This is a genomic window from Pseudoflavonifractor sp. MSJ-37 (assembly GCF_018917965.1).
GTDB lineage: Bacteria > Bacillota > Clostridia > Oscillospirales > Oscillospiraceae > Pseudoflavonifractor_A.
The window spans coordinates 540,802-565,547 of record NZ_JAHLPP010000001.1 but is presented as its reverse complement, the minus strand read 5'-3'; the positions used below and the strand labels follow the sequence as shown (position 1 = coordinate 565,547).

The following is a 24,746-nucleotide window of genomic DNA, read 5'->3' as shown; positions in this document are numbered from 1 at the left end:
TTCACGTTATGTCAACTATTTCCGCTCAGAATGGTTGACGAAGGGTCTGTTTTTGAGTATGATTATGTCATTCGATATCAAAAAAGGAGCCCATCATGAAAAAAGTCCTGCTATGTCTCTCTCTCCTCTTCTGCCTCCTGATGGCCCTGCCCGCGGCACAGGCCGCCGGCCCCGCCGGGAGCCTCTCCGTCCGTTTCTATGACGAGGCCGCCGGGAAATACGGCGGCTCCACTCAGACCGACCGGGTCCTCCTGTCTCTGGACGGCTCCGATCTGGCCCCGAAGGACGTCCCAGCCCTGATCCAGTACACCTCCGGCGGCTCCGGCCGCACGCTGGTGCCGGTCCGGCTGATCTCCGAGGCCCTGGATGCCAAGGTCCAGTGGGTCAGTGACAGCCGCCAGGTAGTCATCACCAAGGGGGACGACACGATCCTCCTGATCCTGGGCTCCTCCACCGCCTACGTCAACGGCGAGAAGGTCACGCTCCCCGGCGGCGTCCCCGCCGGCGTGGTGAAGTACGGCGAAAAGGAGAGCACCATGGTGCCCCTCCGCTTCGTCTCTGAGACGCTGGGCGCTCCGGTGGACTGGGACAACGACCGCTTCCTGGCCGCCGTCTCCTCCGCGGTGGCTCCGGCGCCCATGCCCACTCCGACTCCGACCCCCACGCCGACCGTGGCCCCGACTCCGACTCCCACGGCGACGCCCACTCCGGCCCCCACGCCCTCTGTCTCCCCTTCCCCGTCCCCCTCTCCCTCCACCAGCCATGAGGATCTGGGCCGCATCGTCCGCATCACCGAAGACACCAACGCCCAGTCGGTGTTCATCGCCACGGACCATGTGCCCCAGTACCGCGCCGTGGATCTGGGCGACCGGGTGGCCGTGGATCTGCTGGGCACTGTCATCGACCCCGGAGACGGCTCCCTGACGCTGGAGAACGAGGTCATCTCCACCGTCCGCTACGGCCAGCACGGGGACGACCTGGGCTATGACTACCCCCATACCGTCCGGGTGGTGTTCGACCTGAAGTCCGGCTATACCAATGCCAAGAACATCACCGTCACCAAGCAGGTGGGCGGCGTGCTGGTCTCCGCCTCCCCCTCCGGCAACAGCTCCTCCAATGGCAGCTCCTCCGGACGGCTGGACCCCGCCACCGCCCTGATCGTCATCGATCCCGGCCACGGCGGCTCCGCCTCCGGCGCCTACTATGAGGGCATCATGGAGAAGGACCTGACCCTCCCCATGAGCCAGAAGCTCCGGGACATCCTCACCGCCAAGGGCTACAACGTGGTCATGACCCGGGACGACGACTCCTATATGACCCTCCTGGACCGCTGTGCCGTGGCCAACGACCGGAACGCCGCGATCTTCGTCAGCATCCACTGCAATGCTCTGGCCAACAACAGCAACTACACCGGCCTCATCACCTTCTACCACACCGGAAGCACGGAGGGCAAGAAGCTGGCTCAGGCCGTCCAGACCCCCGCCGCCAGCTATACCGGCACCATCGACCGGGGCATCCGCAACAACTCGGACTATGCCGTCCTGCGGCATACCACCATGCCCGCGATCCTCATCGAGACCGGCTTCATGACCAGCCATACCGAACTCATGAATCTGGCGGACAGCGCCTACCAGTCCCGTCTGGCCCAGGGCGTGGCCGACGGCATCATCTCCTACATCCAGAGCCGCGCCTGATGCTCTGTCCGCACCTGAAAGACCGTTCCGCACACCGGAACGGTCTTTTTCGCTCCGCCCGCCCTTCGACACTGTGTTCCCGTTTTCATCTTTTGCCATTTTGCACAAATTTTTTCCATTATTTCGTGTCGAAATAAGTCATATCAGCTGTATCATCCGCGACCATACCATCCTCCTTCCCCGCCCTTCTGCTCTTCCAAAGACCGCTAACCTCTGTGCTACAATCCTTTTCCGTCCCATAAGGCGGCGCTTCACCTCTTTAGTGGATCGCTCTATCTGCATTTGACATCCATTTGGTCGGCATGCACCGATATTCAAAAATCGCAGTTGATTTTTTGTTCCATCTTCCCTATATTAAGGACATGACACACACCCAATGGCGGGTGGCGTCCACCGCCGGAGCACTATGGCGGTCCGGATAACGATAGAAGGGAACGTGACGGAACATGAATGCCTATATCGAGCGCGTCATCGAGCGCGTCAAGACCAAGGATTGGAACCAGCCGGAATTCTGTCAGGCCGTCGAGGAGGTCTTTTCCTCTCTGGGGCCTGTGATCGACCAGCACCCCGAGTACGAGGCTGTGGACCTGCTGGGCCGCATGGTAGAGCCTGACCGCATGGTGTACTTCCGGGTCACCTGGACCGATGACAAGGGCGTGGCCCACACCAACCGCGGCTACCGCTGTCAGTTCAATGGCGCGATCGGTCCCTACAAGGGCGGCCTGCGCTTCCATCCCTCTGTGTACAGCGGCATCATCAAGTTCTTGGGCTTCGAGCAGACCTTCAAGAACTCCCTGACCACTCTGCCCATGGGCGGCGCCAAGGGCGGCGCCGACTTCGACCCCCGCGGCAAGAGCGACAACGAGATCCTCCGCTTCTGTCAGGCCTATATGACGGAGCTCAACCGCCACATCGGCCCCGATGTGGACGTGCCCGCCGGCGACATCGGCGTGGGCGCCCGGGAGATCGGCTACCTGTACGGCCAGTACCGCCGGATGCGCGGCGCGTTCCAGAACGGCGTCCTCACCGGCAAGGGCCTGTCCTACGGCGGCTCCATCCTGCGCCCCGAGGCCACTGGCTACGGCGCGATCTACTACACCAACGAGGTCTTCCAGCATGAGCACGACTCCATCGTGGGCAAGACCTTCGTGGTCTCCGGCTTCGGCAACGTGGCCTGGGGCGCCTGCAAGAAGATCGCCGAGCTGGGCGGCAAGGCCATCACCCTCTCCGGCCCTGACGGATACATCCTGGATATGGACGGCATCACCACCCCCGAGAAGATCGCCTATCTGCTCGAAATGCGTTCCTCCGGCCGGGACAGGGTGCAGGACTACGCAGACAAGTTCGGCGTGCCTTTCTTCCCCGGCGAGAAGCCCTGGGGCGTGAAGGGCGACGTGATCCTGCCCTGCGCCACGCAGAACGATGTGGATCTGGAGTCCGCCAAGAAGATCGCCGCCAATGGCGTCAAGTACTACATCGAGGTGGCCAATATGCCCACCACCAACGAGGCCCTGTCCTTCCTGATGAAGCAGGAGGGCATGATCGTGGCCCCCTCCAAGGCCGTCAATGCCGGCGGCGTGGCCGTGTCCGGCCTGGAGATGAGCCAGAACAGCGAACGCCTCTCCTGGACCGCCGAAGAGGTGGATGCCAAGCTCCATCAGATCATGAAGAACATCCATGATTCCTCCGTGGCCGCCGCCGAGGAGTACGGTCTGGGCTACGATCTGGTGGCCGGCGCCAATATCGCCGGCTTCAAGAAGGTCGCCGACGCCATGATGGCCCAGGGCGTGTTCTAAATCAAGAGTCCCCGAAACGTTGACAAGAGACCGGGTCTGCCGTCCGCAGGGATGGCGGGCCCGGTCTCGGTCGTCGTTTCGGGGAAACACATGGCAGGCGAGGACACACACCGTCCCGCCCCGCAGACGGAAAACACGCTCTGAGCCCCCGCCGCGACGACGAGAAGGACCGGCCGCCCTAAGGCAGCCGGTCCTTTTGATCTCTATCGTTTTTCTGTCATGTATGGAGGCGGACCCTTAGAACAGGCCGGAGATGACGCCGTTTTCGTCGATGTCGATCTTCTCCGCCGCGGGGACCTTGGGCAGGCCGGGCATCGTCATGATGTCACCGGTCAGGGCGACGATGAAGCCGGCGCCCGCGGACACCTTCAGGTTGCGGACGGTGATGCGGAAGCCGCGGGGCGCGCCCAGCAGGGTGGGGTCATCCGCGAAGGAGTACTGGGTCTTGGCCATGCAGATCGGCAGATCGCCGTAGCCCAGCTCCGTGAGCTGCTTGAGCTGCTTCTTGGCGCCGGCCGTCAGATCCACACCGTCGGCACGGTAGATCTTGGTGGCGATGGCCTCCAGCTTCTCCATGATGGTGGTGTCGGCCTCATAGCAGTAGTGGAAGTCATTGGGCTGATCGCACAGACGGATGACCTCCTCGGCCAGGGTCTTGCCGCCTTCGCCGCCCTTGGCCCACACCTCGGACAGGGCCACGTTGACGCCCAGCTCTCTGCACTTGTCCTCCACCAGCTTCAGCTCGGCGGCGGTATCGGTGGGGAAGGCGTTGATGGCCACCACGCAGGGCAGGCCGAACACCTTGGTCATGTTCTCCACGTGCTGGAGCAGGTTGGGCAGGCCGGCCTCCAGAGCCTTCAGGTCCTCCTTGTTCAGGTCGGCCTTGGCCACGCCGCCGTGATGCTTCAGGGCACGGACGGTGGCCACGATGACCACGGCGCTGGGGGCGAACCCGGCGGCGCGGCACTTGATGTCCAGGAACTTCTCCGCGCCCAGATCGGCGCCGAAGCCGGCCTCCGTGACCACGTACTCGCCCAGCTTCATGCCGGTGTCGGTGGCCATGATGGAGTTGCAGCCGTGGGCGATGTTGGCGAAGGGACCGCCGTGGATCAGAGCAGGGGTGTGCTCCAGCGTCTGGACCAGGTTGGGCTTGATGGCGTCCTTCAGCAGGGCGGCCATGGCGCCCTCGGCCTTCAAATCATGGGCGGTGATGGGCTTGCCGTCCCGGGAGTAGGCCACCACCATGCGGGCCAGACGCTCCTTCAGGTCGGTGAGGCTGGTGGCCAGACACAGGACCGCCATGACCTCGGAGGCCACGGTGATGTCGAAGCCGTCCTCACGGGGCACGCCGTTGGCCTTGCCGCCCAGACCGCAGACGATGTTGCGGAGCTGGCGGTCGTTCATGTCCACGGCCCGCTTCCAGGTGATGCGGCGGCAGTCGATGTCCAGCGCGTTGCCCTGCTGGATATGGTTGTCCAGCAGCGCCGCCAGCAGGTTGTTGGCCGCGCCGATGGCGTGGAAGTCGCCGGTGAAGTGGAGGTTGATCTCCTCCATGGGGACCACCTGAGCGTAGCCGCCGCCGGCCGCGCCGCCCTTCACGCCGAACACGGGGCCCAGAGAGGGCTCCCGCAGGCAGAGGACCGTTTTCTTCCCCAGAGCGCTCAGGGCGTCCGCCAGACCGACGCTGGTGGTGGTCTTACCTTCGCCGGCAGGGGTGGGGTCGATGGCGGTCACCAGGACCAGCTTGGCCTTGCGGGGTCTGTCCCGCAGGGAGTTCAGGTCCAGCTTGGCCTTCGTGCGGCCATAGGGCTCCAGCGTGTCCTCACCCACGCCCAGCTTCGCGGCGATCTCCGCGATGGGCAGCATTTTCGCTTCCTGTGCGATCTCGATATCCGTTTTCATGGGGATCCAGCCTCCTTGAATCTATTGTCTGCTGGGCCGCCCCTGTTCCGGGCGGTCCCGTCCGTGATGTCATCCAAGTTACCGTAGTCATGGTATCACGTTCTTGTCCGCTTTGTCAATACTATCAAGTTCATTTTTTGGAATTTTTATATCACCCAACGTAGGACAAAGGCCCTCCCCAGGACATACCTGAGGAGGGCCTTGCGTGTTCCGGTATTTATTTGGTGCCGAAGATACGGTCGCCGGCATCGCCCAGACCGGGCACGATGTAGCCGTGCTCGTTGAGCTTCTCGTCCACGGCGGCCACATAGATCTCCACATCGGGATGGTCGCGGTGGACCCGCTCGATGCCCTCGGGCGCGGCCAAGATGTTCATCAGCTTGATGTGCTTCACATCATAGTTCTTGATGAACTGGATGGCGGCGGAGGCGGAGCCGCCGGTGGCCAGCATGGGATCCAGGACGATGATGTCCCGCTCGGAGATGTCGTTGGGCATCTTGCAGTAGTACTCCACGGGCTCCAGCGTCTGGGGATCGCGGTACAGGCCGATATGGCCCACCTTGGCGGCAGGGAGCAACTCCAGGATGCCGTCCACCATGCCCAGACCGGCCCGCAGGATGGGGACGATCGCCAGCTTCTTGCCGGACAGGACCTTGAACTTGCCGGTGGCCACGGGAGTCTTGATCTCCACCTCTTCGGTGGGCAGGTCGCGGGTGGCCTCGTAGCACATCAGCGTGGCGATCTCAGAGACCACCTCGCGGAACTCCTTGGAGCCGGTGCGCTCATCACGCAGGATGGCGAGCTTGTGATGCAGCAGCGGATGATCCAGAATATGTACCTTTTCCATGTCCATTAGGTATCTTCCCCTTCTATCAAATCAGTTTTTCTCTTCCGCCCGGAGCCTTGCCAGCCGTTCCCGCTCCGCCTGAGACAGACGGTGGTAGGCGGGAGTCAGGCCCTGCGCATCCGTGAGGGCGCCGGCTCTGGCCTGTTCCAGGGCGGCCCTGGCCACGCCCCAAGCGCTCTGGAGGCGGAGATGCGGCGGAGCCAGACGGACGTCCAGCCCCTGTTCCTTGAAGGTAGTATAACATAAAAGCGCGCCGTCTCCAACTAGAATTTGCGGCTTTCCACTCTTTTTTACTTCCTCTGCCAGCTCGTCCAGACCGATGGCCCGGTCGGGGGCCAGCCGCTCCAATCCGTCCCCGGTCCCCCGGAAGCGGGCGTTGTATACCTGGTGCCTCCTGGCGTCCATCACGGCGCAGATCTCCATGCCCATGTGGGCCAGGGGCCAGGCCATGCTCTCCAGCGTGGAGGTCCCGGCGCAGGGCTTCCCCGCGGGCCAGGCCAGGCCCTTCGCGGTGGACACGCCGATCCGCACCCCAGTGAAGGAGCCGGGGCCCGCCGCCACCGCCACCACGTCCACCTCCGCCAGAGACGCGCCGCAGTTCTCCAGCAGGCGCTCCACCATAGGCATGAGGGTGCGGCTGTGGGTCAGGCCGCTGTTCTGATAGGACTGGGCGATCAGCTCCTCGTCCTCACACAGGGCGGCGGAGCAGGCCGCCGCCGAGGACTCCAATGCCAGGATCTTCATCTCGTCTCCTCCTCGTTCCGCTCCAGCGGGGGCAGGTCCGCCCCGGTGATGTCCACCAGACGCTGGTCCTCTCCCGCGCCCCGGCGGATGTCCACCCGGATGCAGGGCTGTTCCTCCAGGGCGTCGGCCACGTTCTCGCTCCACTCCACGGCGCACACGCCGTTCCGGGCCAGATAGTCCTCCCATCCGATGTCGAACAGCTCGTCTGAGGAGCCCAGCCGGTACATATCGAAATGGAACAGGGGCAGCCGTCCGCCCTCATACTCGTTGACGATGGTGAAGGTGGGGCTGGTCACCCGCTCCCGGACGCCCAGTCCCCGGGCCAGTCCCCGGGTGAAGGCGGTCTTTCCCGCCCCCAGGTCTCCGGTGAAGGCCACCACGGAGCCCGCCGGCACCACCCGCCCCAGAGCCTCGCCCAGAGCCTCTGTGTCCGCCGGGCTGTTGGAGATATGTTCCATATCCTCGCCTCGCTTCAAAAACGCATTATTGAGATAGTATAACATAAGTGTGAAGAAAGCGCAAAACTGTTTACGCTCCCCGAAAAACGTGCTATGATAATCGGGATCCCCGCAGGCTCCTATCCACCCCTGTATCTGAAAGGAGGCCGTTCCCTCTGACCTGGTTCACCGATTCCTTCCGGGAATTCTTCCGCAAGGGCGACCTGGTCCTGCTGAGCCTTTGCGTCGCCGCCAGCGGCTTCGGGCTGGTGCTGATCTACAGCGCCACCCGCTATACCGGCAGTACCCGTTTCCTCCCCGTCCAGTCGATCGCGATCCTGCTGGGCGTGGTCGTCTACATCCTCATGTCCTCCGTGGACGTGGAGCTCTTCACAGAGCGGTCGTGGAAGTTCCTTTTGGCCTTCAACATGGGCTTCGTCCTCCTGACCCGCACCCCTCTGGGCGTGGACCACAACACCGGCAACCGGAGCTGGCTCTCCATCCCCGGCATCCCCTTCGAGATCCAGCCCGCCGAGATCGTGAAGGTCACGTTCATCCTCCTGCTGGCCTGGCAGTTCAGCCACATCCAGGCCCGGGGGCAGGACATCAGCTCTGTCCCCTCTGTGATCATGACTGCCGGGCACACCATGATGATGTTCGCCCTGATCGCGGTGGCCTCCGGCGACTTCGGCATGGGCCTCACCTATCTCTTCATCTACGCGGCGGTGTCCTGGTCCGCCGGGATGAAGAAGCGCTGGTACCTGCTGGCCATCCTGGCCTTCGCCGCCCTGGTCCTCGTGATCGTGCTCTTCTGGGACAAATTCAGCTCCATCTACTTTTTCCGCCGGATCAAGGTGGTCATCGACCACGTGGCCGGCAACCAGGATACGGTCTATGACCAGACCATGAAGACCGGCTGGCAGCAGACCAAGAGCATCACCGCCATCGGCAGCGGCCAGCTCACCGGCATGGGCTACCGGAACGGCAGCCTCACCCAGAGCGCCTACGCCTCCAACCTGCCCGCCCGGTACAATGATGAGATCTTCGCCGTCTGCGGCGAGGAGTTCGGCTTCGTGGGCTGCGTGCTCCTGCTCCTCCTGCTGGGAGGGCTGATCCTCCGGTGCATCTGGGTGGCCCGCCGGGCCTGCTCCCCCCAGTCGGCCTATCTGGTCATGGGCTATGCCGGGATGCTGTTGGCCCAGGTGGGCGTCAACATCGCCATGTGTCTGTATATCTTCCCGGTGGTGGGCCTGACCCTCCCCTTCGTCAGCTATGGCGGCTCCTCCATCATCACCATGTACGCCGCCATGGGCATCGTCTCCAGTGTGAAGATGCGCTCCCTGCCCAGCTGGCTCCGGGACCGCAGCAAGCTCTGATCTGCTCCCGCCTTCCAAGAATGATCTCCTTGTTTTGGGAAAGACTGTGGGTGAGCCCCATTCTTTCCAAACGAGGAGGTCTTTTTTTGAACGGACAAAACATCGCCCGCCGTCTCGCCGTGCTGGCTCTGACGGGCGGGCTGGCCCTCGGCACCGCGGTCCCATCCTCCGCCTTCCTCTTCGGCGGGAAGGACGCCGCCGAGACCGCCGGAGAGGCCGCTGTGGCCTCCTTCTCCAAGAACGCCTTGGCCGGACAGACCATCTCCTTCTCCGCGGACGACCTCCGGGTGGAGGCCGCCGGCGGCGTCTCGCTGGACCAGCTGGTGATCGCGTCCCTGCCGGACCCGGCCGCCGGTGTGCTGACTCTGGGCGGCATCCCGCTGGGGGCCGGGGACACGGTGGCCCTGTCCGCGGTGGACGGTCTGGCGTTCCGCCCCGCCGGGGATGAGGCCAGAAGGGCCTCCTTCACCTTCGCGCCGGTGTTCTCCAACGGCACCTCCGGACGGGAGGTCTCGGTGGATCTGATCCTTCTGGCGGAGGAGAACAGCGCGCCCGTGGCGGAGGAGCTGTCCCTCACCACCTACAAGGACACGGCCCTCACCGCCCGCTTCGCCGCTGTGGACCCGGAGGGGGACCTGCTGACCTACCGGCTGGTGGACAAGCCTGCCCGGGGCGCAGTGGAGCTTCCCGCCGATGGGTCCGACTGTTTCGTCTACACGCCCTATGAGGGCAAGACCGGCCGGGACAGCTTCACCTATGTGGCCACGGATGCGGTGGGCAACACCTCCGCCCCCGCCAAGGTGACGGTGAAGATCCAGAAGCCCTCCACCAAGGTCCGCTATGCCGACATGGACGGGGACGCCGCCGCCAACGCGGCCCTCCGGCTGGCGGAGGCCGGGATCTTCGTGGGCGAGCGCATGGGGGACCGATACCTCTTCCGCCCGGAGGCCGCGGTGAGCCGGAGCCAGTTCGTGGCCATGGTCATGGCCGCTGCTCAGGTGGAGACGCTGGAGGATGTGAGCCGCACCGGCTTCGCGGATGACAGCTCCATCCCCCAGTGGGCCAAGCCCTATGCCGCCTCCGCCCTCCGGGCCGGACTGGTCCAGGGCGTCCGGGACGAGGCGGGGCAGACGGTGTTCCGTCCGGACGCTCCGGTCACACGGGCGGAGGCCAGCGTCCTGCTGGACCGGGTCCTCCAGATCACCGATGTGGCCCAGTCCACCCTTGGAGCGGAGCTGGAGGAGATCCCGGTCTGGGCGGCCCAGCCGGTGGCGAACCTGGAGAGCTGTGGGATCCCGGTGGGGACTGCCGGGACCTCGGGACCCCTGACCCGGGGCGAGGCGGCCCAGCTCCTGGCCGGAGCCATGGATGTTCTGGCAGCCAGAGAGACCGGCGGCTGGACGCTGTTCGGCTGATCCTCCCGCCGCGATCTCATCAGGATGCAGAACGGGCCCGCCGATCTCGGCGGGCCCTTCTCTTCGCTCACTGCCCTATCCCGGCTCATATCACTTATGGCCGGAAGATGACCTCATTGTGATATTCCAAAAACTCTCTTTTGGGGAGAAAGCGATCGGGTTTTCTGATTTCCTGTCTATCACAAGCTAGCAGCCACGCCACGCCCGGATCGTCTGTACTTTGCATATGCAACCTGCTCGAGACACGGACGGTATAGTCAGGGAGGACCGTGATAAGGCCTTGGTCGAACGCCCTATCATGTAGTCCGTTCAGACAAAGTCCATTTGCCGGGTTCGTCCGCTCCGTGCATGGATCACTCTTGGACCACGGCTTGATATGGCTTGCAATCAGTAGGGACGGGACCGCTAAACCTGTGATACAGCACTTTTGCTGGTAGGCGCTCAGTACCGCTTCTCTAAAAAACGTTTGGCCAACACGCGCTCGTGTCGTCCGGTCGATCGTCGCGCCCACCGGCATATCTCTAGTATCGGACACAAGTTCTTCGACCGTAGTCCCTTGAAGGTCGGCTTCGATCTCCATCGCTTTGAATACGAGTCCCTCCCAGTCGTTCCAGAACTGTTTTGTGACGATCTCATCGAATCGGCTGCCATGCGACATTCCAGAAATGTTCCTGCTTTTCGCATTAGGGTCGAAATGAGCCAGATTAGAGAATTTCAGTCGGACGGAACCCGTAGTACGGCCTAGTAGCTCCGCCAGTCGAATGATATCCGGATGGTCACTTGTGGCTTTTGAGAGTGGGACCTGACAGTAGCGATAAAAAGCGAGTATCGTCTCTTCTTCAGACCACTTTTGACCATAACGATCGTTCGGCATACGTCTATCCTTCTTTCTGTCTTGGACCATTCCATGATATCTAATGCCAGCAATCCATTTTTATAGTACCCTATTATTTTGATATTTTCAAGCACCATCAAAAGAAATACAAACGGGCCCGCCGATCTCGGCGGGCCCGTTCCTTATCCCCTCACACGGGGACAGTCTGATTTATTTGCCGTACTTCTCCTGGAGGTACTCGTCCATGGCGACGGCGGCCTTCTTGCCGGCGCCCATGGCCAGGATGACGGTGGCCGCGCCGGTGACGGCGTCGCCGCCGGCGTACACGCCCTCGCGGCTGGTGGCCATGGTCTCCTCATCCGCCACCAGACAGCCCTTCTTGTTGGCCTCCAGGCCGGGGGTGGTGGAGCGGATCAGGGGGTTGGGGCTGGTGCCCAGGGACATGATGACGGTGTCCACCTCCAGCTCATAGTTGGAGCCGGGGATCTCGATGGGACGGCGGCGGCCGGAGGCGTCCGGCTCGCCCAGCTCCATCTTCACGCACTCCATGGCGCGGACCTTGCCGTGGCCGTCGTCCAGGATCTGCACCGGGTTGTTCAGGAAGAGGAACTCGATGCCCTCCTCCTTGGCGTGGTGGATCTCCTCGCGGCGGGCGGGCATGGAGGCCTCGTCCCGGCGGTAGACCACATAGACCTTGGCGCCCATGCGCTTGGCACAGCGGGCGGCGTCCATGGCCACATTGCCGCCGCCCACGACGGCCACGGCCTTGGAGTCCTTCACGGGGGTGTCATAGCCCTCGCGGTAGGCCTTCATCAGATTGATGCGGGTCAGGTACTCGTTGGCGGAGTACACGCCGGCCAGAGCCTCGCCGGGGATGCCCATGAACATGGGCAGGCCCGCGCCGGAGCCCACGAACACGGCCTTGTAGCCGTCCTCGAACATCTCATCGATGGTGTAGGTACGGCCCACCACCGTGTCGCACTCCAGGTCCGCGCCCAGCGCGCAGAGCTTGTCCACCTCGTTCTGCACGATGGCCTTGGGCAGACGGAACTCGGGGATGCCGTAGACCAGCACGCCGCCGGCGGTATGGAACGCCTCGAAGATGGAGACCTCATAGCCCTTCTTGGCCAGGTCGCTGGCGCAGGTCAGGCTGGCGGGGCCGGAGCCCACCACAGCCACCTTGATGCCGTTGGAGGCGGGCTTCTCGGGCATGGCGTTCACGTTCTCCCGATACCAGTCGGCCACGAAGCGCTCCAGACGGCCGATGGCCACGGGCTCGCCCTTCTTGCCCCGGACACAGTGGCACTCGCACTGGGTCTCCTGGGGACAGACGCGGCCGCTGATGGAGGGCAGGGAGTTGGTGCTGGTGATCACGTCATAGGCGCCCTGGAAGTCGCCCTCCGCCACCTTGGCGATGAACTCAGGGATGCGGATGTTGACGGGACAGCCGTTGACGCAGGGCTTCGCCTTGCAGTTCAGGCAGCGCTTGGCCTCGTCGATGGCCATCTCGGCGGTATAGCCGGTGGAGACCTCTTTGAAGTTATGGTTGCGGACGTTGGGGTCCTGCTCCGGCATCGGATTCTTCGTCAAACTCATATTAGGCATAACTCTCGACCTCCCCTTAGTGGATCATGTGCGCGGCCAGCTCTTCCATGCGGCAGGCGTGGCGCTCCTTCTCCCGGGCCTCGCGCTCACGGTACACGGAATTGCGGTTCATCAGCTCATCGAAATCCACCTTATGGCCGTCGAAGTCAGGGCCGTCCACGCAGGCGAACTTCATCTCGCCGCCCACGGTCACGCGGCAGCCGCCGCACATGCCAGTGCCGTCGATCATGATCGGGTTCAGGCTGACCAGCGTATAGATGCCGAAGGGCTCGGTGGTCTTGCACACGAACTTCATCATGGGCACGGGGCCGATGGCGATCACGGCATCGTAGTGGTTCCCGGCCTCGATCAGGGCCTTGAGCTTGTCGGTGACGAAGCCCTTCTCGCCGTAAGTGCCGTCATCCGTGGTCAGATAGAAGTGGTCGCAGGCGGCCTTGAACTCGTCCTCCAGGATCACGATGTCCTTGGAGCGGAAGCCGGCGATGACATCCACCTGGATGCCCTCCTCGTGGAGGCTCTTGGCCTGAGGGTAGGCGATGGCACAGCCGACGCCGCCGCCGACCACGCACACCCGCTTCACATCGCTGCCCAGCTCGGGACGGGTGGGCCGGCCCAGAGGGCCGACGAAGTCCAGGATGGTGTCGCCCTCGTTCAGGTCGCCCAGCAGCTGGGTGGTGAGGCCCACCTTCTGGAACATGATGGTGATAGTCCCCTTCTCCCGGTCATAGTCGCCGATAGTCAGCGGGATGCGCTCGCCCTCCTCATCCAGGCGCAGGATGATGAACTGACCGGCCTGGGCCTTCTTGGCGATCCGGGGGGCCTCCACCTCCAGCAGGGTCACGCTGGGGTTGAGGACCTTCTTTCTCACGATCTTGACCATACCTTGATCTTTCCTTTCCTCCGACACGGCCCTTCGGACTGCTCCGGGGCCCGGTGTCTCTCTCCTCGGCGGTATCCCGCCGGGGCCTCTGCTTTTGAAAACAAGACTCACAAGTTCAAGAAGCGGGCCTTTCCCTCCGTTTTTCACGCTGTCAGAGTCTCGTTCCAGAACAAGATAACAGTTTTCCGTCACTTTGTCAATAAATAAACAAACCTTTTCTGCGATCCTCTGCATTTCCCCCAAACTCAACTTCCTGAAGCCTATTTTTTATCCTGAGTCCTGACCACGTTCCATGGCGGGAACGCGCGGGGCACGCCTGGTCTCCACGGCCTTCCTCACCACACTGGCCAGACCACCCGGATCTCGAAGCGGGCATGGTCCCCGGAGGCGGAGACCGCGCAGCCCATCTGCTCGCTGAGAGCCTTGACGATGGCCAGGCCCAGGCCTGTGTTCTGCCCAGTGCGCATCTTGTCCGAGGTATAGAACCGCTCGAACACCCGGGGCACGTCCTCCGGCTCCAGGCCGGGGGCGGCGTTGGCGAACACGCTGACCACCCGGTCCCCCTCCTGCGTCAGCCGGATGGACATGGGACCGGCCCCATGATCCAGCGCGTTGCGCAGGAGGTTGGTGCAGATCCGCAGGGCTCCGCCCGGGTCCGCCGCCACCGGCGGCAGGTCCTCGGGCAGATCCACCTCCATCTCGAAGCCGGCCTCGGTGAAGTCATCGTAGAAGGCGGCCAGGAGCTCCGACAGGACGCCCCGCAGATCCACCCTCTGCCGCTCCAGCCGGAGCTCGCCCCCTTCCAGGCGGGACAGCTCATAGAAGCTCCCGATCAGAGCCTGGAGGGCCTTGGCCCGTCCCTCCACCACCGACAGATACTCCCGCCGGCGCTCCGGGGGCAGGTCCTCCTGCTCCAGGAGCTGGAGGTAGCCCAGGATGGAGGTCAGCGGAGTGCGCAGGTCGTGGGACACGTTGGAGATCTGCCGCCGGATGGCCTGCTCTCTGGCCCGGCTCTCCGCCCGGTCGGACCGGCGGAGCTCCAGCAGGCGGTCGATCTCCGCCAAAAGCTCCTCCACGGCGGCGTTGGGGACCTCCAGCCGGAGCCGGACGGAGCTCCCGCTCTCCTCCAATGCCCGGAGCTGACGGATGGCGGAGCGCAGAGATCGCTGCTCCCCCGCCCGCCACAACAACAGCAGGACACAGAGGACGCCCAACAGGATCGCCAGCAAGATCCACATGATCCTCCCCTCCTTCTTTTTCTTTCCCATCGCTGACGCCGAACGGGCCTGCCGCATCCAGCGGCAGGCCTCCCGGTCCCCATTCATTTGATTTCCCTCCGGCGGAGGACCGCCAGTCCGGCGGCGGAGGTGACGGCCAGCCACCCCATCCCCACGGCCCAGCACCAAAAGGTCAAGCCGGACAAATACTCCGACACGTTGGTGGGCGTCAGGAGCGTGTAGGGCAGGAAGAACGCCTCCAGCAGGAGCCCGGCCCGCTTCATCTCATCCAGTCCCGTCAGGAGCAGGAGCGCCACCACCAGCACGGGCTGGAACAGGAAGCCGACGGCGTAATACCCCGCGATCCACCCGGCGGCGGAGCGGATGGACAGGGCCGCCATATGGCACGCCCCCGCCAGCCCGAACCAGATCGGAAGGGCCTGGAAGAGGACGGTCAGGGTCCGTCGTCTCCACAGGACGGCCAAAGCCCGGAGGCCGTCCCCGGTGAGGACCGCTTCCACCGCCACCGGAGCCGCCAGCAGGGCTCCCGCCAGTCCGGCACCCAGCAGGAGCACCGCCGCCAGCTTGCCCAGATAGATCCGGCTCCGGGGGATGCCGCAGGACACCTCGTTCTTCAGCGTGGACGCCGCGCCGCTGTCCACCATCTGGACCACCGGCGGCATGAGGACCGCTCCGGCGAGCATGCTGCTCTCCAGCGTCTCCAGCAGGCTGTCCAGGCTTTGCAGGCCGCTGAACAGGAGCAGGAACGCCCCCTCTAGCAGGAGCACCACGCCCACCGTCACGAAGAAGGCCGGCCGCTGGAACGCCTTCCAGAGCTCCGCCCGGATATAGTTCAGCATCGGCGCCCCTCCTCTCTTCCGCCGTTCCGACCGGCGCTCGTCAGCGGATCTCTTTCTTCCGGAACAGGACCATGCCCACCGCCGTGGAGCCGATCAGCCAGGCCAGGCCTACCAGCCAGCACCGGCCCGCATAGCTCCAGTCGATGACCGGCTGGCCCAGCATATCACTGGGGAAGCGTCCCAGCATATCCCCAGGGAAGCAGTGATAGACGGCCAGGAACGCCGGGTGGACCAAATAGCCCAGCATCTGGAAGATACATGGCAGGACCGCCAGCAGGAACACGCTCAGGAAGGCGCCCGCCGCCGCGCTCCGCATATGAAAACAGCACAGGATGGCCACGCCCTGGGCCCCCAGCCACAGGGGGAAGGCTCCGGCGATCCAATAGCCGGCCAGCGCCAAGGCCTCCCCATCCCCGGCCCCATGAGGCAGGAGGAGCCACGCTCCCAGCAGATAGAAGCCCAGCATGACCGCCGCGGCGATCACGGCCGCCAGCGTGGCCGCCGCCAGCTTGCCCAGATAGATCCGGCTCCGGGGGATGCCGTAGGACACCTCGTTCTTCAGGGTGGTGAAGCGGTACTGGTCGGAGAAGGCCAGGTCCCCCGTGACCAGCGTGGCGTACATGCCCACCGTCAGCAGGGTCTGGAGCATGAAGGCCGCCATGGCGAAGGTACTGTGCGTGTTCCCATTGATGGATGTGAACCAGCTGGACCAGAGCAGGAGCCCCTCCAGCAGGAGGCAGACGATCAGGGCGCCATAGAAATACTTCCGGCGGAAGAGCTTGTAGCACTCGGCAGTGAGATACTCACGCATGGCGCACACCCCCGATCAGACGCAGGAAATAGGTCTCCAGATCCGCGCCCCGGCTCTCGGCCGCGGAGAGGGAGACGCCTCCCAGCACCAGGGCCTTCGTCACCCGCTCCGGCTCCTCCAGATGGCTGTACAGCCGGATGACCCGGGGCGTCAGCACCTCATAGTCCCGCGCGCCCAGCTCCAGCTCCAGGACCTGGGCGGCCTTGGCCGCGTCGTCCACATGGAGCTCCAGGCAGGCCCGGCACTTCTCCTCCAGACCGGCGGCGGAGATCTGCTCCAGCAGGACGCCGTGGTCGAGGAAGCCGTAGCACGTGGCCAGATTGGCCAGCTCCGGCAGGATGTGGCTGGAGATCAGGATGGTGGTCTGCCGCTCCCGGTTCAGCCTCAGGAGCAGGTCCCGGAACTCCACGATGCCCTCCGGGTCCAGCCCGTTGATGGGCTCGTCCAGCAGGAGCAGGTCCGGCCGGCCCATGAGGGCCAGGGCCAGGCCCAGCCGCTGCTTCATGCCCAGGGAGAAGTCCTTGAAGCGCTTGGTGCCGGTCTTGTCCAGCCCTACGGCCTCCAGCACCTCATCCACGGCCCGGCGGCCGGGGATGCTCCTCTGGAGCCGATAGTACTCCAGGTTCTGCCGCGCGGTGAGATAGGGATAGAAGCCCGGCGTCTCCACCATGGTCCCGAGCCGGGCCCGCATCCTCCTGTTCTCCCGCTCGTCCTTCGCCCCGAACAGAGAGATGTCCCCCTCTGTGGGCACGGTCTGGGCGGTGATCATGCGGATGAGGGTGGTCTTGCCCGCGCCGTTGCGGCCCACCAGTCCATAGATCTCTCCCAGTCCGATATCCAAGTCCATATGATCCACAGCCACCGCGCTGTTGTAGCGCTTGGTCAGCCCGCGGGTCGTCAGCACCCGATCTGTCATTCCTGCATCGACCTTCCTTTCTGTTTCGATCGTGAGGCCATGATACCAGTCAAATGCCAAACGGCCCTAAAGCAAACCTCAAGAAAGTGTGAAGTTCCCCGGTCCCGCCGGATCAGCGTTTCTTTTTGATCTCCTCCCAGTACCGTTTGGCGGCCTGTTCGGTCTTGTTCTCCGCGTACTCGTAGTAACGGGTCCCCACCAGAGCGTCTGGGAGATACTGCTGGTCCACCCAATGTCCCGGGAAATCGTGGGGGTAGAGATAGCCCTGCTCCCGCTCCATCCCCGCCGAGTCGGCGTGCCTGTTCTGGAGGTGCCGTGGATAGTCCCCGGTCCGGCCCGCCTTCACGTCGGCCAGAGCCTTGTCCAGCGCCACATGGCCGGAGTTGGACTTGGGCGCGGTGGCCATGAGTACCGCCGCGTCCCCCAGCGGGATCCGAGCCTCCGGGAGCCCCAGCATATCCGCTGCGTCCACACAGGCCTTCACGATGGGGATGATCTGGGGATAGGCCAGCCCCACGTCCTCGCAGGCGATCACCATCAGCCGGCGGCAGGCCGACACCAGGTCCCCCGCCGCCAGCAGACGGGCCAGATAGTGGCAGGCCGCGTCCGGGTCGGAGCCCCGGATCGACTTCTGGAGCGCGGAGAGGATGTCGTAGTGGTCGTCCCCCTCCCGGTCGTAGCGCATGGCGGAGCGCTGGGCTGCCATCCGGGCGTCCTCCAGCGAGATCCAGCGCCCCTCGCCGGTCCGCTTCGCGGCGCTGGTCAGGAGCTCCACCGCATTCATGGCCTTGCGCACGTCGCCGCCGCAGGCCTGTGCGATGTGCTCCGCTACGCCGTCCTCCCAGCGGAGGGGCTCCCCGGAGCGGTCCTCCATGATCCTCAGGCCCCGGAGCACCGCCGGGACCACGTCCGCTCCCTCCAGCGGCTTGAACTCGAACACGCTGGACCGGGAGAGCACCGCGTTGTACACATAGAAATAGGGGTTCTCCGTGGTGGAGGCGATCAGGGTGATCTTGCCGTTCTCCATGAACTCCAGCAGGGACTGCTGCTGTTTCTTGTTGAAGTACTGGATCTCGTCCAGATAGAGGACCACCCCGTCCGGGGCCAGCATGGTGCCGATGTCGGCGATGATCTCCTTGATGTCGGAGATGGAGGCCGTGGTGGCATTGAGCCGGTGGAGCGGGCGGTCGATCCGCTTGGCGATGATGTTGGCCACCGTGGTCTTGCCCGTTCCGGAGGGCCCGTAGAAGATCAGGTTGGGGATGCTCCCGCTCTCGATGATGCGGCGGAGGAGGCCGTCCTCCCCCAGGATATGCTTCTGCCCCACCACTTCATCCAAAGTGGTGGGGCGGATCTCGTCAGCCAAAGGCCGGTATGTCATAGTCGGATGCTCCTTCCGTCGGTGTCAGGTCCGCTCGAAGCCCAGATAACGGGTGCCCTGGAAGGTCAGGCGGCCCCGGTCGCCCTCTGCCAGATAGCCATACTCGTCCCGGGGGATCCGGAACTCCATCCGGTCCCCGCTCTCCACCTGGAAAGTGGCGTAGTAGGTGGTGGAGCTGGTGGTATGGTCCATCCCGGCGCCCATATTGGGGTCGTGGTGGTGGTGATAGGTCACGTCGCCCCGCTTGGCGGTCACGGTAGCCTCCACGGTCAGCTTGGGGGAGGCATTGTTCTTGTTCCACTGGCCGATCCCACGGACCGCGTTCACGATGAACATCCCAAGGATGAGCAGGAACATGATCGTGAAGATCGCCGGGAAGATCGTGAACATAAAGTCGAAGCCCATCATAGTTATCCCCTCCTTTGGCCCCATTCTATCATAGGTCCGAGACTTCGTAAATACAAACGCAGAGCGGCGGCCCCGGAAAAGGCCGCCGCCCGATGACAGACGCCGCGTCAGAAGCGCTTCCAGGTCTGGGGCAGGAAGAGCATCAGCATAGGGAAGAGTTCCAGACGGCCGGCCAGCATATCGAAGATCAGCACCAGCTTGGCGAAGGGGGAAAAGAAGCCGAAGTTGTGGACCGGGCCCACCAGAGACAGGCCGGGGCCGATGTTGTTGAAGGTGGCTGCCACTGCCGTGAAGTTGGTGATCAGGTCCTTCCCGTCCAGACTGATTGCCAGGACGGACACGGCGAAGAGCAGCAAGTACACTGCCATATACATATGGGTGGAGCGCACCACCTCGCCGTCCACCCCATGGCCGTCCATCCGCAGGGTCCGGACCTCCTGTGGATGCAGGTAGCGGCGGCATTCCAGCCGGACGCTCTTCCACAGGATCAGCAGGCGGGAGACCTTGATGCCGCCGCCGGTACTGCCGGCGCAGGCGCCGATGAACATCAGCAGGACCAGGATCGTCTTGGAGAGGCTGGGCCACAGGTCGAAGTCCACCGTGGAGAAGCCGCTGGTGGTGATCACCGTCGCCACCTGGAACGCCGCGTGGCGCACCGTCTCCCCGGCGGTATGGTAGAAGCCCCGCACGTTCCAACTGATCGCGGCCACGCTGGCGGCGATGACGCCCAGATACCACCACAGCTCCTCGATCCGCAGGGCCTGCTTCACTTTTTTGCACAGCAGGAAGAAGTAGACGTTGAAGTTGATCCCGAACAGGATCATGAACACCGTCACCACGTTCTGGAGATAGGGCGAATAGGAGGCCATGCTGTCGTCCCGGATGCCGAAGCCGCCGGTGCCGGCCGTGCCCAGACTGGTGGCCAGAGAGTCGAACATCGACATCCCGCCCGCCAGCAGGAACAGCACCTCCAGTAGCGTCAGGGCGATATAGATCCCGTAGAGGATCTTGGCGGTGGACTGGACCTTGGGGGTCAGCTTGCCCACGGAGGGGCCGGGGCTCTCCGCCTTCATCAGGTTCATGTGGGAACCGCCCGCCAGCCGGATCACCGATAGCAGGAACACCAGTACGCCCATGCCGCCGATCCAGTGGGTGAAGCTCCGCCAGAACAGGATGCACCGGGGGAGCCGCTCCACGCTGGGCAGGATGCTGGCGCCGGTGGTGGTGAAGCCGGACACCGTCTCGAACAGGGCGTCCACCGGATCTGGGATCGCGCCGCTGAGGACGAAGGGGATCGCGCCGCACACGCTCAGGGCGATCCAACTCAGGGCCACGGCGGCCAGGCCCTCCCTGGTCTGGAACAGCTTGCGCTTCTTCCCAGCCGCGATGAGGGGGATGCTCAGGAGCAGGCACACGGCCATGGCCACGCCGAATACCCAGCCCTCCTGCTCCCGATAGATGTGGGAGACCAGCCAGGAGGGCACCATGAGAGCGGCCTCCAGCCGCAGGACCCAGCCGATGATGAATGTGATCGCAGGACCGTTCATATCCGCTCGCCCGCCCCCTTACCGGAGGATGTCCCGGATGTCCCGGAACCCCTTGGTGGTGGTGACCACGATCACCGAATCCCCCACCTGGATCCGATTCTGACCGCGGGGATAGAGCACCTGCCCCCGGCGGTGGATGCAGGCGATCAGCAGGCCCTTCTTCAGGTCCAGCTCGCTGAGGGTCTTGGCCGTGACGCCGGACTCCTCCCGGACCCGGAACTCCAGCGCCTCCACCCGGTCATCCATGAGCTTGTACAGGGTCTCCACGTTGCTGCCGATGGAGTTCTGCATGGCCCGGACGTACTGGACGATATAGTCCGCCGTCAGATACTTGGGGTAGATCACACTGCCGAGGTCCAGACTGTCGATCACATCGTCGAAGGCGATCCGGTTGACCTTGGCTACCAGCTTGGCGTCGGAGTTCTTCTTGGCAAAGAGCGCCAAGAGCAGGTTCTCCTCATCCATATTGGTGATGGCCACGAAGGACTCGGCACGTTCCAGGCCCACGGAGAGCAGGAAGTCCTGATCCGCTCCGTCGCCGTTGAGGATGGTGGCGTGGGGGAGCTGCTGGGCCAGCGCCTCGCACCGCTTGGGGTCGATCTCCACGATGTGGACGTCGATCCCCATCTCCTGGAGCCGTCGGGTCAGGTAGACGGCGATCGCGCCGCCGCCCACGATCAGAGTGTTGTGGATCCGCTTGGAGCTGACGCCCAGCTTCACGAAGAAGTCGGAGGCATCCTGAGGGGTGGCCATGATGGAGATCAGGTCCCCGTCCCGAAGGACGAACTCGCCGTTGGGGATATACACTTTGCCCTCCCGCTCCACGGTACACACCAGCACCCGGGTATGGAGCTTGGACACCATCTTCATGACGGTCTCCCCATCCAAGCCGAACTCCGGCCGGAGCTTCAGGTTCAGCAACTCCGCCCGTCCCTTGGCGAAGGGGTCGATCTTGATGGCGGAGGGGAACCGCAGGAGCCGCGCGATCTCGCTTGCGGCGGTGAGCTCCGGGTTGATGACCATGGAGATGCCGAGCTGCTCCTTGATGAAGCCGATCTCCTGGCTGTAAAGAGGGTTGCGGACCCGGGCGATGGTCTTGCAGCCGCCGGAGGCTTTCCGGGCCATGAGGCAGCAGAACAGGTTCAGCTCGTCCGAGCCGGTGACGGCGATGAACAGGTCGGTCTTTTCGATGCCGGCATCCATCAGCACGCTGATGCTGGCGCCGTTGCCCTCGATCCCCATCACGTCCAGGGCGTCCGTGACGGGCTGGAGCTTCTTGCCCTGGAGGTCGATCATGATCAGGTCATGGTCCTCCGCGCTCAGGCGCTCGGCGATGGTCTTGCCGACCTTTCCGCATCCTACGATGATGATCTGCATAAATCCTTCTCTCTCCCCCGCCTTCCCTCGGCGGCGGGCAATCCGTTGATATAGATAGACCATGGGAGCGTAAACGCCCCCATTCAGGCTGTCGAAAAAGTCATTCCCTTCGTTGGGATGTGCAAAAGCCTCGCAGAGTTCCGTCACCCGCAGGTGACGGAATCAGATGTAAGGCGTTTTTTCTGAGGACATGTGCCTCAGAAAAAACTCTTCTCAGGCCGCTAGTGTGCGAGCAACGCGAGTGCGCGCGGCGGCCTGCATCCTCTCGAAGAAATGCTTGCATTTCTGAGAAGCGTGTCGAACAAGTTCGACACGCTGCATGGGAGCGTAAACGCTCCCATTTTTACTACCATCATATCATGTTCGGCGCATAATGCAATCTTTTTTTACAGAGATCCCGGTCCAGGACAGAAACGCGCCGCCGCGGGACGAGCCCGCGGCGGCGTGAGACGTTATGCGTATGGACCGATCAGTTGCCGGGATACAGAGGATACTTCTCGGTGATGGCGGCCACGGCGGCGCGGATGGCGTCGGCCTGAGACTCGAAGTCGGTGGCGGCCTTCCAGATCAGCTGGCCGATCACGGTCATGTCCTCTTCCTTCAGGCCACGGGAGGTGGCGGCGGGGGTGCCGATGCGGACGCCGCTGGTGACGAAGGGCTTCTCGGGGTCGTTGGGGATGGCGTTCTTGTTCAGGGTGATGTGTACCTCGTCCAGACGATGCTCCAGCTCCTTGCCGGTGACGCCGGCCTTGCGCAGGTCCACCAGCATCATGTGGTTGTCGGTGCCGCCGGACACCAGGTCGAAGCCCTCGTGCATCAGGGAGGCGGCCAGAGCCTTGGCGTTCTTCAGGACCTGCTCCTGATAAGCCTTGAACTCAGGCTTCATGGCCTCGCCCAGAGCCACGGCCTTGGCGGCGATGATGTGCTCCAGAGGACCGCCCTGGCTACCGGGGAAGATGCTGGAGTCGATCTTCTTGGCCAGCTCCTCCTTGCAGAGGATCATGCCGCCGCGGGGACCGCGCAGGGTCTTGTGGGTGGTGGTGGTGACCACGTCGGCGTAAGGCACGGGGTTGGGATGCAGGCCCACGGCGATGAGGCCGGCCACATGGGCCATGTCCACCATCAGATAAGCGCCCACCTCGTGAGCGATCTCAGCGAACGCCTTGTAGTCGATGAAGCGGGGATAGGCGGAGGCGCCGGCGATGATCATCTTGGGCTGATGCTTCTTCGCCATGTCGCGGACGTTGTCGTAGTCGATGTAGCCGTTGGCGTCCAGGCCGTAGGAGACCATGTTGTAGTTCTTGCCGGAGAAGTTCACAGGGCTGCCGTGGGTCAGGTGGCCGCCGTTGGCCAGGTCCATGCCCAGGACGGTATCGCCGATCTTGCACAGCGCCTGATAGACGGCATAGTTGGCGTTGGCGCCGCTGTGGGGCTGCACGTTGGCGTGATCCGCGCCGAACAGCTTGCAGGCGCGCTGACGGGCCAGATCCTCGACCACGTCCACGCACTGACAGCCGCCGTAATAGCGCTTGCCGGGATAGCCCTCCGCGTACTTGTTGGTCAGCACGGAGCCGGCCGCGGCCAGGACGGTCTCACTGACGAAGTTCTCCGAAGCGATCAGCTCGATGTTCTGGCGCTGACGCTCGAATTCGCTCTTGATAGCCTGACCCACTTCGGGGTCCTGTGCGGTGATAAGGTCCATCATATCCTTGACCATTATCGTTTCCCTCCTATGAAGTATATTCATACCCACGCGTCTGATTTTAGACGTTCTGCATTGATTATAGCGAAGCGCGCCGCAAATTACAACCATGATTTTTAAAAACGTTCCAAAATTTTTCCCCTTTTTCCCGTACGATCTGGGCCGTTGGGAGAGATGGGTCGCTTTTTGCCGGAGCTTGTGGTAAAATAGTGGGACCAGGCGGCGCCAGCCGCCCGCGATCTTGTCTATTTTTCATCCTATCACATTTTGAGAGGTGGATCCCTTATGCGTTCTCACAGCGATGTCCTGGCCATCGTGGAGGAGCTGAAGAAGCTCTATCCCGACGCCGCCTGTTCTCTGGACTACCGGAAGGACTACGAGCTCCTGTTCTCCACCCGGCTGGCCGCCCAGTGTACCGATGCCCGGGTGAACCTGGTCACCCCCGCCCTCTTCTCCCGCTTCCCCACGCTGGAGGCCCTGGCCTCCGCCGATGTGGCCGAGGTGGAGGAGCTGATCCGCTCCACCGGCTTCTTCCGGGCCAAGGCCCGGGATATCACCGCCGCCGCCCGGATGCTGGTGGAGGACTACGGCGGGAAGGTCCCCTCCACCATGGAGGACCTGCTCAGGCTCCCCGGTGTGGGGCGCAAGACCGCCAATCTGGTGCTGGGCGACATCTTCCATACCCCCGGCGTGGTGGTGGCGGACACCCACTGCATCCGCATCTCCGGTCGGCTGGGCCTGACGGACGGCACCAAAGACCCGGCCAAGGTAGAGGCCCAGCTCCGGGCCATCCTGCCGCCGGAGGAGTCCAACGACTTCTGCCACCGGCTGGTACACCACGGCCGGGCGGTCTGCATGGCCCGGAAGCCCGACTGCCCCAACTGCTCCCTGCGGCCCTGGTGCGACTACTGGAACAAGGCGGTATGAGGAACCGACGAAGGGGACGGTCCCGCGATCGTTTGGATCGACGGGACCGTCCCCTTCATTTATTCATTG

The 24,746-nt window shown here is 63.7% G+C and carries 21 protein-coding genes; 5 read left to right on the top strand and 16 right to left on the bottom strand.

Features of this window, described 5'->3' with window-relative positions:
* The first annotated feature begins 95 nt into the window (after positions 1–95).
* On the top strand, positions 96–1,694 hold the full coding sequence (locus KQI12_RS02555; protein ID WP_216570361.1) for an N-acetylmuramoyl-L-alanine amidase family protein: 1,599 nt from the start codon (positions 96–98) through the stop codon (positions 1,692–1,694).
* A 446-nt stretch (positions 1,695–2,140) separates the two neighbouring features.
* Positions 2,141–3,490, top strand: a complete 1,350-nt coding sequence (gene gdhA / locus KQI12_RS02550) for an NADP-specific glutamate dehydrogenase (RefSeq protein ID WP_216570359.1) — start codon at positions 2,141–2,143, stop codon at positions 3,488–3,490.
* Positions 3,491–3,727: 237 nt separating this feature from the next.
* Here gdhA and KQI12_RS02545 read toward each other — a convergent pair whose 3' ends face one another.
* From KQI12_RS02545 to tsaE, 4 genes are all read right to left on the bottom strand, one after another.
* Complete coding sequence (locus KQI12_RS02545) at positions 3,728–5,392, bottom strand: formate--tetrahydrofolate ligase (RefSeq protein ID WP_216570357.1); 1,665 nt, start codon at positions 5,390–5,392, stop codon at positions 3,728–3,730.
* Positions 5,393–5,609: 217 nt separating this feature from the next.
* Positions 5,610–6,239: a uracil phosphoribosyltransferase gene (upp, locus tag KQI12_RS02540; RefSeq protein WP_216570355.1), complete on the bottom strand. Its 630-nt coding sequence runs from the start codon at positions 6,237–6,239 to the stop codon at positions 5,610–5,612.
* 30 nt (positions 6,240–6,269) lie between these two features.
* Positions 6,270–6,983, bottom strand: a complete 714-nt coding sequence (tsaB, locus tag KQI12_RS02535) for a tRNA (adenosine(37)-N6)-threonylcarbamoyltransferase complex dimerization subunit type 1 TsaB (protein WP_216570353.1) — start codon at positions 6,981–6,983, stop codon at positions 6,270–6,272.
* Positions 6,980–7,441 carry a tRNA (adenosine(37)-N6)-threonylcarbamoyltransferase complex ATPase subunit type 1 TsaE gene (gene tsaE, locus KQI12_RS02530; protein ID WP_216570352.1) on the bottom strand — a complete coding sequence of 154 codons (462 nt, stop codon included), beginning with the start codon at positions 7,439–7,441 and terminating at the stop codon, positions 6,980–6,982. The genes tsaB and tsaE overlap by 4 nt, the downstream gene beginning before the upstream one ends.
* A 155-nt stretch (positions 7,442–7,596) precedes the next feature.
* Between tsaE and KQI12_RS02525 the strand changes: the two genes are divergently transcribed.
* On the top strand, positions 7,597–8,796 hold the full coding sequence (locus tag KQI12_RS02525; protein WP_216571402.1) for an FtsW/RodA/SpoVE family cell cycle protein: 1,200 nt from the start codon (positions 7,597–7,599) through the stop codon (positions 8,794–8,796).
* Between the two features lie 86 nt (positions 8,797–8,882).
* Entirely contained in the window at positions 8,883–10,211 is a 1,329-nt protein-coding gene (locus tag KQI12_RS02520) for an Ig-like domain-containing protein (protein ID WP_305849786.1), read from the top strand.
* A gap of 94 nt (positions 10,212–10,305) precedes the next feature.
* Here KQI12_RS02520 and KQI12_RS02515 read toward each other — a convergent pair whose 3' ends face one another.
* From KQI12_RS02515 to glyA, 12 genes are all read right to left on the bottom strand, one after another.
* Complete coding sequence (locus tag KQI12_RS02515; protein WP_216570348.1) at positions 10,306–11,085, bottom strand: HNH endonuclease; 780 nt, start codon at positions 11,083–11,085, stop codon at positions 10,306–10,308.
* Between the two features lie 171 nt (positions 11,086–11,256).
* Positions 11,257–12,651, bottom strand: coding sequence for an NADPH-dependent glutamate synthase (gene gltA / locus KQI12_RS02510; protein WP_216570347.1), 1,395 nt, complete (start codon positions 12,649–12,651; stop codon positions 11,257–11,259).
* Positions 12,652–12,667: 16 nt separating this feature from the next.
* Entirely contained in the window at positions 12,668–13,531 is an 864-nt protein-coding gene (locus KQI12_RS02505) for a sulfide/dihydroorotate dehydrogenase-like FAD/NAD-binding protein (RefSeq protein WP_216570346.1), read from the bottom strand.
* Positions 13,532–13,866: 335 nt separating this feature from the next.
* Positions 13,867–14,769 carry a sensor histidine kinase KdpD gene (locus KQI12_RS02500; RefSeq protein WP_216570345.1) on the bottom strand — a complete coding sequence of 301 codons (903 nt, stop codon included), beginning with the start codon at positions 14,767–14,769 and terminating at the stop codon, positions 13,867–13,869.
* An 83-nt stretch (positions 14,770–14,852) separates the two neighbouring features.
* Entirely contained in the window at positions 14,853–15,608 is a 756-nt protein-coding gene (locus tag KQI12_RS02495; protein ID WP_216570344.1) for a hypothetical protein, read from the bottom strand.
* Positions 15,609–15,648: 40 nt separating this feature from the next.
* Positions 15,649–16,419: an ABC transporter permease gene (locus KQI12_RS02490; RefSeq protein ID WP_216570343.1), complete on the bottom strand. Its 771-nt coding sequence runs from the start codon at positions 16,417–16,419 to the stop codon at positions 15,649–15,651.
* Positions 16,412–17,335, bottom strand: coding sequence for an ABC transporter ATP-binding protein (locus KQI12_RS02485; protein WP_216570342.1), 924 nt, complete (start codon positions 17,333–17,335; stop codon positions 16,412–16,414). Before KQI12_RS02485 ends, KQI12_RS02490 begins: the two co-directional genes overlap by 8 nt.
* 112 nt (positions 17,336–17,447) lie before the next feature.
* Positions 17,448–18,716 carry a replication-associated recombination protein A gene (locus tag KQI12_RS02480; protein ID WP_216570341.1) on the bottom strand — a complete coding sequence of 423 codons (1,269 nt, stop codon included), beginning with the start codon at positions 18,714–18,716 and terminating at the stop codon, positions 17,448–17,450.
* A gap of 24 nt (positions 18,717–18,740) precedes the next feature.
* A complete protein-coding gene (locus KQI12_RS02475) occupies positions 18,741–19,124 on the bottom strand; it encodes a DUF2500 domain-containing protein (RefSeq protein ID WP_253290776.1) in 384 nt (127 codons plus the stop codon).
* Between the two features lie 107 nt (positions 19,125–19,231).
* On the bottom strand, positions 19,232–20,671 hold the full coding sequence (locus KQI12_RS02470; protein WP_216570340.1) for a TrkH family potassium uptake protein: 1,440 nt from the start codon (positions 20,669–20,671) through the stop codon (positions 19,232–19,234).
* A gap of 18 nt (positions 20,672–20,689) precedes the next feature.
* A complete protein-coding gene (gene trkA / locus KQI12_RS02465; protein WP_216570338.1) occupies positions 20,690–22,048 on the bottom strand; it encodes a Trk system potassium transporter TrkA in 1,359 nt (452 codons plus the stop codon).
* Positions 22,049–22,517: 469 nt separating this feature from the next.
* A complete protein-coding gene (gene glyA / locus KQI12_RS02460; RefSeq protein ID WP_305849785.1) occupies positions 22,518–23,765 on the bottom strand; it encodes a serine hydroxymethyltransferase in 1,248 nt (415 codons plus the stop codon).
* 270 nt (positions 23,766–24,035) lie between these two features.
* Between glyA and nth the strand changes: the two genes are divergently transcribed.
* Positions 24,036–24,677 (top strand): endonuclease III, encoded by a 642-nt coding sequence (nth, locus tag KQI12_RS02455; protein WP_216570337.1) that lies wholly within the window; start codon positions 24,036–24,038, stop codon positions 24,675–24,677.
* The last annotated feature ends 69 nt before the right edge of the window (positions 24,678–24,746 follow it).

What these genes read in the sequence shown, in the direction of transcription:
- KQI12_RS02505 (WP_216570346.1), bottom strand. Translation starts at nt 13,531, where the DNA reads ATGGTCAAGATCGTGAGAAAGAAGGTCCTCAACCCCAGCGTGACCCTG.
- upp (WP_216570355.1), bottom strand. Translation starts at nt 6,239, where the DNA reads ATGGAAAAGGTACATATTCTGGATCATCCGCTGCTGCATCACAAGCTC.
- nth (WP_216570337.1), top strand. Translation starts at nt 24,036, where the DNA reads ATGCGTTCTCACAGCGATGTCCTGGCCATCGTGGAGGAGCTGAAGAAG.
- KQI12_RS02490 (WP_216570343.1), bottom strand. Translation starts at nt 16,419, where the DNA reads ATGCGTGAGTATCTCACTGCCGAGTGCTACAAGCTCTTCCGCCGGAAG.
- KQI12_RS02495 (WP_216570344.1), bottom strand. Translation starts at nt 15,608, where the DNA reads ATGCTGAACTATATCCGGGCGGAGCTCTGGAAGGCGTTCCAGCGGCCG.
- trkA (WP_216570338.1), bottom strand. Translation starts at nt 22,048, where the DNA reads ATGCAGATCATCATCGTAGGATGCGGAAAGGTCGGCAAGACCATCGCC.
- tsaE (WP_216570352.1), bottom strand. Translation starts at nt 7,441, where the DNA reads ATGGAACATATCTCCAACAGCCCGGCGGACACAGAGGCTCTGGGCGAG.
- gltA (WP_216570347.1), bottom strand. Translation starts at nt 12,651, where the DNA reads ATGCCTAATATGAGTTTGACGAAGAATCCGATGCCGGAGCAGGACCCC.
- tsaB (WP_216570353.1), bottom strand. Translation starts at nt 6,983, where the DNA reads ATGAAGATCCTGGCATTGGAGTCCTCGGCGGCGGCCTGCTCCGCCGCC.
- KQI12_RS02470 (WP_216570340.1), bottom strand. Translation starts at nt 20,671, where the DNA reads ATGAACGGTCCTGCGATCACATTCATCATCGGCTGGGTCCTGCGGCTG.
- glyA (WP_305849785.1), bottom strand. Translation starts at nt 23,765, where the DNA reads ATGGTCAAGGATATGATGGACCTTATCACCGCACAGGACCCCGAAGTG.
- KQI12_RS02515 (WP_216570348.1), bottom strand. Translation starts at nt 11,085, where the DNA reads ATGCCGAACGATCGTTATGGTCAAAAGTGGTCTGAAGAAGAGACGATA.
- KQI12_RS02500 (WP_216570345.1), bottom strand. Translation starts at nt 14,769, where the DNA reads ATGTGGATCTTGCTGGCGATCCTGTTGGGCGTCCTCTGTGTCCTGCTG.
- KQI12_RS02555 (WP_216570361.1), top strand. Translation starts at nt 96, where the DNA reads ATGAAAAAAGTCCTGCTATGTCTCTCTCTCCTCTTCTGCCTCCTGATG.
- KQI12_RS02545 (WP_216570357.1), bottom strand. Translation starts at nt 5,392, where the DNA reads ATGAAAACGGATATCGAGATCGCACAGGAAGCGAAAATGCTGCCCATC.
- KQI12_RS02485 (WP_216570342.1), bottom strand. Translation starts at nt 17,335, where the DNA reads ATGACAGATCGGGTGCTGACGACCCGCGGGCTGACCAAGCGCTACAAC.
- gdhA (WP_216570359.1), top strand. Translation starts at nt 2,141, where the DNA reads ATGAATGCCTATATCGAGCGCGTCATCGAGCGCGTCAAGACCAAGGAT.
- KQI12_RS02475 (WP_253290776.1), bottom strand. Translation starts at nt 19,124, where the DNA reads ATGATGGGCTTCGACTTTATGTTCACGATCTTCCCGGCGATCTTCACG.
- KQI12_RS02480 (WP_216570341.1), bottom strand. Translation starts at nt 18,716, where the DNA reads ATGACATACCGGCCTTTGGCTGACGAGATCCGCCCCACCACTTTGGAT.